6 protein-coding genes and 1 pseudogene are annotated in these 10,000 nt (G+C 47.9%); 4 read left to right on the forward strand and 3 right to left on the reverse strand.

The annotated features are described in order from the left end of the window. Together LDL40_RS05055 and LDL40_RS05060 are read left to right on the forward strand one after the other, a co-directional pair. Positions 1 to 603 (forward strand): annotated as a pseudogene (locus tag LDL40_RS05055) (dihydroorotase); the annotation flags it as partial. A gap of 247 nt (positions 604 to 850) precedes the next feature. Continuing rightward, positions 851 to 2,941 carry a TonB-dependent siderophore receptor gene (locus LDL40_RS05060; RefSeq protein ID WP_300994077.1) on the forward strand — a complete coding sequence of 697 codons (2,091 nt, stop codon included), beginning with the start codon at positions 851 to 853 and terminating at the stop codon, positions 2,939 to 2,941. Between the two features lie 6 nt (positions 2,942 to 2,947). Here LDL40_RS05060 and LDL40_RS05065 read toward each other — a convergent pair whose 3' ends face one another. Next, a complete protein-coding gene (locus tag LDL40_RS05065; RefSeq protein ID WP_300994078.1) occupies positions 2,948 to 4,447 on the reverse strand; it encodes a DUF3612 domain-containing protein in 1,500 nt (499 codons plus the stop codon). A gap of 145 nt (positions 4,448 to 4,592) precedes the next feature. Between LDL40_RS05065 and LDL40_RS05070 the strand changes: the two genes are divergently transcribed. Further along, positions 4,593 to 5,108, forward strand: a complete 516-nt coding sequence (locus tag LDL40_RS05070; RefSeq protein WP_300994079.1) for a malate synthase — start codon at positions 4,593 to 4,595, stop codon at positions 5,106 to 5,108. 363 nt (positions 5,109 to 5,471) lie between these two features. On the opposite strand, the gene LDL40_RS05075 is transcribed toward LDL40_RS05070, so the two are convergent. Beyond that, positions 5,472 to 7,760: a TonB-dependent receptor gene (locus tag LDL40_RS05075; protein WP_300994080.1), complete on the reverse strand. Its 2,289-nt coding sequence runs from the start codon at positions 7,758 to 7,760 to the stop codon at positions 5,472 to 5,474. 415 nt (positions 7,761 to 8,175) lie between these two features. Here LDL40_RS05075 and LDL40_RS05080 point away from each other — a divergent pair, with 415 nt between their 5' ends. Beyond that, the gene (locus LDL40_RS05080) at positions 8,176 to 9,201 is read left to right on the forward strand and encodes a LacI family DNA-binding transcriptional regulator (RefSeq protein ID WP_300994081.1); all 1,026 of its coding nucleotides are present in this window, start codon (positions 8,176 to 8,178) and stop codon (positions 9,199 to 9,201) included. A 2-nt stretch (positions 9,202 to 9,203) separates the two neighbouring features. On the opposite strand, the gene pgmB is transcribed toward LDL40_RS05080, so the two are convergent. After that, positions 9,204 to 9,857, reverse strand: coding sequence for a beta-phosphoglucomutase (pgmB, locus tag LDL40_RS05085; RefSeq protein ID WP_300994082.1), 654 nt, complete (start codon positions 9,855 to 9,857; stop codon positions 9,204 to 9,206). Positions 9,858 to 10,000: the final 143 nt, after the last annotated feature.

A 10,000-nucleotide genomic window follows, 5' to 3' on the forward strand; every position in this document is an offset into this window, starting at 1 on the left:
GACCGCGAAAAAGTCTTTATCGATCAGCATTTAACTCAGTTGATAAACACCATTCAAGGCCTGAAAGTGGTGTTTGAACATATCACCACAGCGGACGCTGTTGAATTTGTTAAAGCTGCGCCAGACCGCGTTGCTGCCACCATTACACCTCAGCACTTACTGTTGAACCGTAACGATATGTTGGTCGGCGGTGTACGCCCTCATAACTACTGCCTGCCAGTATTAAAACGCCGTACGCATCAGGAAGCTTTACGTGCTGTGGTTGCCACTGGCAATAAAAAATTCTTCCTTGGCACAGATTCAGCACCACACGCTAAACACCGTAAAGAGGCAGCTTGTGGTTGTGCCGGTTGTTACAGCGCCTGGAGTGCAATTGAACTCTATGCACAGGTGTTTGAAGACTTAGGTTGTCTGGACAAGTTAGAAGGTTTCGCCAGCCACTATGGCCCGGATTTCTACAACCTGCCACGCAATAGCAGCACCATTACTTTAGTAAAAGAAACCTGGACTGTGCCTGCTGAAATCACCCTGCCGGATGGCAGCCCGATTGTGCCATTCTTCGCTGAACAGCAATTAGGCTGGAAGCTGAAACAAGGCCTCTGATCCTGAAATAAGGGGTCTGAATTGTCAGGCCCCTGTGACTTTTCCTCAGCTGCATTTTCCGCTCCATGCACTCTGATAGACATAACAACTCCTCTTCCCCCTTCTGCCTAGCCAGACGAATTCAGCTCGTACAACACAATAGCCGCTAAGTTTTTCACACCAGCTTTATGTAAATATATGTAAAGATGAAAACCATTCGTATTATAATGCGCAAAAAATTCAGGCACTTTTGTTGTATGAGGTTCTTATGAAACACCAGACATTACGTCACGCAATCCGACTGGCAGTCACAGGTATGCCTATATTGGCCTTTAGTGTGTTGGCCGATGATCAGAACGTTGAACGCATTCAAGTGGTAGGTCAGGCTCAATCTTACACTGTGGATCAAAGTAGCACCGCGACTAAAACCCCTACAGCCCTGAAAGATATTCCTCAGGCAATCAGCGTCATTACCGAAGAGTTGATCGACGACCAGGCTATGCAAAATATGTCTGACGTAGTGCGGTATGTGCCGGGTGTCCAAATGCAACAGGGCGAAGGCCACAGAGACGCACCAGTGTTGCGCGGTAATACTTCTACTGCTGATTTCTTTCTGAATGGTGTACGTGATGACGTGCAGTACTTCCGCGACTTGTACAACGTGAAGCGGGTTGAAGTACTCAAAGGCCCCAGTGGTATGATCTTTGGCCGTGGCGGTGCAGGCGGTCTGATTAACAGAGTGACTAAACAAGCCAATTGGACAGACGGTCGCGCCCTTGACCTGGCCTTTGGCAGCTGGCAACAACAAAGAGCCAGTGTCGATTTAAACCACGCAGTGAACGAATCGGTAGCAGCACGGCTGACAGCCTTGTATGAAGACTCGGAAGGCTTTCGCGATTATATGGAGTTAAAGCGCCAGGCTATCAACCCTACCCTGACCTTTAAAGCTTCAGACGCAACCACAGTAGCACTGAGTTATGAGCATTTTAAAGACGATCGCACCACGGATCGTGGCGTTCCATCGCTCAATGGCCGACCGGTTGCCGTCCCACGTGAACAGTTTTTCGGTAAACCAGAAGACAGCAATTCTGATGCCGTTGTCGATGCCTTTGGCGCTACCGTTAGCCACGATTTTGGCAATAATATCACCCTGACCAACACCACCCGTTATGCCGATTATGACAAGTTTTACGGCAACGTCTTTCCGGGCGCAGTGAACGCTCAGACCCAAAGAGTCAGCCTGGCAGCCTATACCAGCGAGACCTTAAGGACCAACCTGATGAACCAGACCGATTTGGTGCTCCAGGCGGACCTGGCAGGTATGCGTCACACTATGCTGACAGGGGTTGAACTGAACCGACAGAAAACCGACAACCAGCGTCTGACCGGCTACTTCACTGATATTAGTGCCACAGCCACCTCAGACACTGTACCGCTGGCCAACACTATTTATGCTGGTAGCCTGGAGTTTCGTCCAAGCGCAACAGATGCCAACAACCACAGTGTGGCCAAAACAGCGGCATTCTACCTGCAGGATCAGATTGAACTGGATCAGAACTGGCAGGCAATAGTTGGACTGCGCTATGACCGCTTTGACGCCGAGCTACTGAACAACAGAACCGCTGAGGTGCTGGATACCACAGACAACCTGCTGTCGCCGCGGGCAGGCTTGATTTATCAGCCTAGCCAGGACCTGTCATTTTATGCCAGCTATAGCCTGTCGTATGTGCCGCGTGCGGGTGAGCAACTGGCCTCATTAACTGTCAGCAACAAAGCGCTGGATCCAGAAGAGTTCACTAATAAAGAAATTGGTATGAAATGGGACTTAGGTTCGGGCCTGAATTTCACTACAGCACTGTATCAGTTGGACAGAACCAATGTAGCAGTGACAGATCCAGCCGACCCGACCCGCACTATTCTGGTGGATGGTCAGCAAGTGCGTGGTCTGGAGCTGGAAATGGCAGGGCAGCTGACGCAACACTGGCAATTGGTGGCGGGATTTGCTTATCAGGACAGTGAAATTCAGACGCCAACTGCACAAAATGGTAACCATCTGGCTCAGGTTCCTAAGCAAAGCTTTTCCTTGTGGAACCGTTACCAATTGAACGATGTGGTTGCTGCAGGACTGGGCTGGGTGGCGCAAAGCAGCGGATTTGCCACTACGGACAATAGCGTCACACTGCCAGGCTTTGGCCGGCTGGATGCGGCAGTGTTCTATACACTGAGCCCGCAACTGCGGGTACAAATGAACCTGGAAAACCTGCTGGATAAAACCTACTACGCTTCAGCTCATAACAACAATAACATCACTCCAGGTACGCCAAGAGCCTACCGTGTCGGCCTGAGCTATAAGTTCTAACCTGACTCAGGCACACTGATAACAGCCCGGCTGACGGGGGCAGCTGCTGCCTCTGGCACAAATCAGCTGGGCTGGCTTTTCCATACTGCGTTGTACCCACTGAATATTCAGCACGTTAGCTACTGTATTTAAAGTGCTGCGAATAGCTTTTGGTACCATAGCCCCACCTTGAGCCCTGACACAAAGTTGCTTCAGCTCTTGCGCCATAGTATCGACGTCTATGCCCTGAGCCTCGATCGCAGGATTTAAATCTATTCCGGCACAAAGCACATGAGCATTGCCCGCTAAATCAGAGACTTTAGTCGATTCACAACAATAAATCCGAGGCTGGCCGTGTACATCAAGAATAGACAGCTGCGCTGAATGCGCTGAGTCCGCAGCCTCAAACATCCTAAAAACGGCCCAGTGCTGACAAGGGTCTTCTACCTGGCGCATATTGCCCCAGGGCAAAGGTATACCGTTGCCCCGGTACACAGCCTTTAATTTACCCGGGGTGTAGGCATCAAAATAATGCCAGTGGCTGTATGGCGACACTGCCGTCATACGGCGCATAGCAACAGAGGCCGATACACCAGCTAAGTGATGTGAACTGATTTCATAACCTTGTTTGTCTAATAGCTGACGAAACGGCATTTTAGGGCACAACAAAGCACCGGCAAAAAAGCTCGATTCAAAGTCACGCCAGGCATGCAAAATATCTTGCGGTGCCACAGCACTGTCGTCCGTCGGCACTGATTCAAAAGCCCCGCCCACCATCATGCCGCTTTTGACACCATCTTTGTTATGCAGCACTGCATGGCCTATATGCACGGCCAGTTCGTATTTCAGCCGGGTGGGCCACTGCTGCAGTAGCTTATTTAAATGCAAAGTTGCAGGCGGTAAAAAATACGACGTAGGTACGTTTTTTGATAAGACGCCAAGCTCGTCCAGCACCTCTTTTGGCGTTTGCTCAAACCAGCGCACCTGCAAACCCAATTGCTGCACTATCTGCATTAGATCTTCCACCGATAAAGGCATCCGCTTCTGGCCCACTTCTTCAGCAGCACGCTCCAGCTCAGGGAAGTGATTTTGATGATGCTCCTGGTGCGCGCGGATCAGTAGCTGAGCAAACTGACGGCCGCTGATCCCGGTTTGGGACAGCATTTCCGGTATAGCAATTTGTAGAATATCGTTAGAAAACAAAAAGCCCGGCTCCAGCGCCATACCAGATACACCACCACGACTGCCTTTTTGCGGTGTGATATCCAGTTGCTGCTCTTCACCATCAAGAAACCATTCCACTTCTTTTTGAAAAACTTCTGCGATCACCTGCAGCATGTCCAGGCTCGGCACCCGTTTGCCACGCTCTATCATCGATAAATAGGACACTGAAGGCGCGTACTCAGAGTTCACTCTGATGCAACGGGTCGACAAGTCTTCCATAGTTAAGTTATTACGCTTCCTCAGGTTTCTGATCTTAGTACCAAGGAAATGCGACTTTCTGAGTAAACTTTTATTGGCTGTCATTTTGTAAAATTCACACTGTGAAGTTTTTATTGTGAAATTATTCAGAAAACTAACATAGACTAAATATCGAACAACAGCAATGTTGCTCTACTGGCCCTACAGCCTTAAGACCTAATTAAAAACAACAGACAACAGGACAGAAATCATGAACATGACAGCCACCCAAAACTCACACCAGGACCATGATATCCGGGAAGAGATCAGCTACATAGCAGGGCTGAACCAGAGTCATGTCCGTCAAATCATGGATTACTCCAAAGCGTTTTTGGATAAAGTTTTCCCACTGGACAGAGGTTCACACAAAGATGTCTGTAGTTATGTAGTGTATTACCAACATGTATTGGCATTTTTTGCCGACGGCAGCAATAGCGGCTTAAAAACTCCGGCACAGTTTGTCGCTTTTGGCGGTCACCCGGAACAGCCTCAGTCCCTGCTGTTAAAGGACGGCGAACGCCATGTTGAGTTACTGTTTTGTCAAAAAGGAGCTCATGGTTCTTTGGATAAAGCTGGTATTGAAGATATCCAATTGCAACTGACTGGCGAACAAAGCGGTTGGTTCAGTATGATCCGGGGCAACGCCCAACCACAACCTTGTATTGCCAATGCACAAAATAGTCCATGCTTTCGTGCAAAAGAAGGTGGCGATTACAGAGTAAATTAGTTATAACTAACGCAGTTGATTTTTTATACTCTTGGCGACTTGCCTTTAGAGTACGAAATTTGCCAAAGCTGATAAAAATCAGCGGCAAAAAGAATAAAAACAACAGGGGACGATAGACGTTCGACAGGGGAGAAAAAGGCCAGCAATCGCTGGCCTTTTTTATGTCCATGGAGGGACGGTATGTCGCAACTGTCGGGAACGTTGTTGCGACCATGTCCATGGAGGGACGGTATGTCGAAAATGTCGGGGTGATAACGGTCTTTCGAAATACCAAGAGTTTGGCATTTCGCCGGTATCACGCCTTCGCCTCCGGCTAAGGCCGGAAGCTTGTTGCGACCATGTCCATTGAGTGACTTACACCGATCAGAACTGGTAGGTCATACTTAAAGTCACAGAACGCGGCAGAATATAACGGCCGTTTGGTGAGGTTGGGTTACGTGGATCCCCCTCAGTTAAACCTTGTTTGTCCGTCAGGTTATCCACTGACAACTGGGTTTTTAACTGCTCTGTCAGCTCTAACTGCAAACCCGCATCAATTTTGGTGTAACCCGCTAAAGTCACGGTATTTTCATTGTCCGCATAACGATCAGACACCGAAGCTATAGTGCCGTAGACTGAAGCAAAGGTACCTTCAAAAGCCTCAAAACCATAACTAGGGGTCAAACGCACCTGCCATTTAGGCTGACGTTGCGCTCTGTTACCTTCGTTGGTTGGACTTTCAGTGATTTCAGTTTTTTGCAGTGTCGAATTCAGATTCAGGGAAAATCCCACACTGGTGAAGTAGTTAAAATCAAGCTCTACACCATAAGCTCTGTTGGTCAGCACTTCAGCAGGGTCGCCAGGGCGGCGGACAAATGTATCGCCTTCCACTTCGTTATAAAATGAAGTGGCGTAGAAACTGTAGTTTTGTTCGGCCCATTTATAACCCAATTCAAACTGAGTCACTTCTTTAATCAGCTTTTCGCCACTGGTAAAGGCGCCGTAGTTATCACGGAAGTCGTCAAAAAATGGCATTTTATTGCCTTTATTGACCCGGGCAAAAACCCCCATATTTTTTTGCCACATCCAGTTCACACCTGCAGTCCAGGCGATTTTACTTTCGTCGTAACTGACAGCTTTGCTGACCTGGCCTGTTAAACCTTCATCTACTGTGTAATCAATAGTGTGATTTTCATTACGCAGACCAAAGTCCGCGGTCCACTGTTCATTTAATGCCACTTCAACAGCAGCATATAAAGCGCGAGTGGTGCCATCACCAGTGGCATCTATGTCATAGTTCCAGCTACAACTGTCCTGATTGTCGTTACAATCAATGCCAGTTAATGCTTCCCCTCCGGACTGCACCACATGCCAGGCCTGATTACCTATAGACCACCAGTCTTTCACTGAAAAAGCAGTGCTGTAAACACCTAAAGTGTACTTGGCACTGTCTGCAGTTTTGGTGACAGCTAAGTCGTTAGTGAAGGAATCCAGCTCTTTTTCAACCACCCAGCGGCCAATTTGCTGCACCATAGTGTCGCCATCGTACAAAGTGCCAGTGGTCGCGCCAGTCGCGTTTAAACCATTATCAGCGACAGTACGCAGAGCCACAGCACCAGCCTCAGGCACTAAACCTAAAGTATTGGCATCGCCCTGGGTATAGTTAAAGCGATACAACAGTTTCCAATCGTTATTTAAATCCAGATCCACTGTACCGCCCGAGACTGAACCAACCCAACCACGGCCATCACCAAAATCAACACTGCGGCTCTCGCCATTCGGACCAAACTGAATAGTACCTTGTCTGTTATTAGGGCCAATCTGGGTATAGGTATTGTCCACGCCAGCTACATTCAGTGGAGTCGGCAGGTACCATACGCCATGATCATCAGTCTGGCGGGTATAGAAGTTGATACTGCCGTTATCTAACTCTTTGGTGATGTTTAGCGTAAACTGGTGGCCTTCTTCTGAGTTAAAACCCGCATCACGCACACCTTGTGAGCTACTGATATAACCGCCCATCATAAAATACAAATCGTCAGCCAATTCACCGCTGACCACCGCATCCATGCGCTGCAGGCCATAATCAGAAGTGGACAATTTAACTAAACCTTCAGTCTCTTCTGAGCCTTCTTTTAAAATAAAGTTAGTGGTTAAACCTGGCTGACCATTAGAAATTACAGGTGTTGAACCACCCCGCAAAGCTTCCATAAAATCGACAGTTTCATCGAGGCGAAACATCGAGGAGTTTTCTAAAAAAGATAAAGTTGGTGGTGGAAAAATTGGCACGCCCTGCATTTGTACTGTCAAAAATGGTGCATCACCACCACTGGGGAACCCCCTAACAAAGACGTTAGCACCGGCTACACCGCCTGAACTTTCAGACCAGACACCTGGTACTAAGGTAAATAACTCGGCCGTGCTTTTTGGATTCATTTTTTCAATATTTTCTGCCGACACGTTGGTGATGGCATAACTGGCATCTACCCGTAAACCGGCAATACCACTGGCTTTACCTGTGATGACTATTTGTTCTATCTGGCTTTCTTCGGCTGGTTTTTTTGCTGCTGCAACTTTAGAACTTTCTTCGGTTTGCTGCTGCGCCTGAACCAGAGTGGCTGGCAGTAAAGCAATGAGCATGGCTGACGCCAGCTTAGTGAGCTGTAAATTCATCTGATCTCTCCCCGTTGTCTTCAATTATGCAGCTATGAAGCTATTTATTTATTGCTGCTTAAATAAACATAATTCATCTTGCAATCGATTGCAATAACGAAACAGGAACTTTTGCAATCGTTTGCACAATCATTTTGTGTTAGGGTTTTAGCTTGTAAGTTCCCCTAAGTAATTGGAGTTGCAGCAAGGCGGCAAGCGAGCGAGACCCCGGGAGCATAGTTGTCCTATGTGCCATTGGATTGAAGCGAGGATGCGCGGGTCATGTCAGGTCAGTATCTTAGAAACGACTGGGGCGAGTAGCGCCGCCAACACAGCTGCGGCTTCAAGTACGACGGGGGCTCGATTTGGCATCATCCTTTTGTCATAATCAAATGAGTTGGCAGAGGTAACTGCAGTTTATTATGGAAAATTCGTTGTGAATTCAGGTAAAAAAATGATGACACTGGCCGATATAGCGGCTTTGGCTGAAGTGTCCGAATCTACTGCATCCAGAGCACTACGCGACAACCCGGTCGTGAATATAGAAACTCGCCTGAAAGTACAGCAGATAGCCCAGCAGTACCAATTTAACGTCAACCCTACAGCCCGCAGTTTACGTACACAAAAAAGCTACACCATAGCTGTGATCATTTTGTTTGATGCCAAAAGCCAACAGGCTATTTCCGACCCTTTTTTACTGGAAATTTTAGGTGTGATTGCCGATGAACTGACACACAAAGGTTATGACATGCTGCTGAGCACCAGCAAAACTAAAGACAAAGACTGGAAAACTTATTACATAGACGCCAAAAGAGCCGATGGTTTAATCATCATAGGTCAGGGCGAACACGATCAGCGTATTGAACAACTGTCGCACAGCAAAGTGCCTTTTGTCGTCTGGGGTGCCAGTTCTGGCCATGATAGTTTTACAGTAGTAGGCAGCCAAAATCGCAGCGGCGCTGAAGCTGCGGTCAGTCATTTAGTGGCCCAAGGTTGTAAACATATCGCCTTTTTGGGCGATTACCGCCATAACGAAATTGAACAACGTTATCTGGGGTATCAGGATGCGTTGCAAAAAGCCGGTCTGGCTTTAGATTCGGCCTACGAACTCATCACCGACTTTACGGCTCAGGACGGGTATGTCAAAACCCAGCAACAGTTATTCCCGTTGCTGCCCAAGCTGGATGGTATTTTTGCCGCCAGCGATGCCATAGCTTTAGGTGCGATGAAAGCCCTGCAGGAACATGGCGTACAAGTACCACAACAACTAGCTATTGCAGGTTTTGATGATATTGCGATGTCGGCTTATTGCTCGCCAGCCCTGACCACAGTAAAACAAGACACCATCAATGGCGGTAAATTGCTGGTGTCTAAATTACTGCAGCAAATGGACGGAAAACCGGCAGAATCTGAACTCTTACCTGTGCGGTTATTAACCCGCCAAAGTTCAGCGCGGCATTAAGCTCACAAGGTTAACAGCTTGGTCAGCAATGGCTGGTCCAAAGCCGATACGGCTGGGATCACCAAATCAGCCTGAGTTAATGCATGCGGTTCACCAATTCCCAAAGCATACATGCCAGCAGCTTTGATTGCAGTCACTCCGGCTGGGGCATCTTCCACCCCAATACAACGCTCTGGCGCTACGCCCAAAGCCTGAGCGCAAGTGAGAAAGATTTCAGGGTCAGGTTTGCCGTTTTTAATCAGATTGGAGTCGGCGACATAATCAAACAAAGCCGGAATACACAACTTTTGCAGCACCAAAGCGGCATTTTTACTGGCTGAAGCCAAAGCAGTTTTTACTCCGGCTGCTTTTAAACTGCTAAACAGTGGCAAGACACCGGGAAATAAATCAGCGGGCGACATACGCTCTACCAGCTTCAAATACTCTGTATTTTTTTGCTCTGCCAGCTTCAGCTTTTCATCCACACTTAACTGCTTTTGCCCCAGCTGCAGAATAAGTTCCAGCGATCCCATCCGATCAACGCCCTTGAGCAGTTCATTGTCGGCGCGGCTAAATTCGATACCAAGCTGAGTTGCCAATTGCTTCCAGGCTAAAAAATGATATTCAGCTGTGTCGGTCAAAACACCATCCAAATCAAAAATAAAAGCCTGGATCATAATGTGGCTCCTGACAAAGCAGCTGAGGAGGCTTTTGATAAGGAAAACATCTGGCTTTGACCTGCTACTAAACTAAAGCGCTCAGTTTGATGCTGCAAAGTTAAATCGGCACCACTTAACAACTGATAACTCACTTGTTTTTG

The organism is Rheinheimera sp., from assembly GCF_020217005.1.
Taxonomy (GTDB): domain Bacteria; phylum Pseudomonadota; class Gammaproteobacteria; order Enterobacterales; family Alteromonadaceae; genus Pararheinheimera.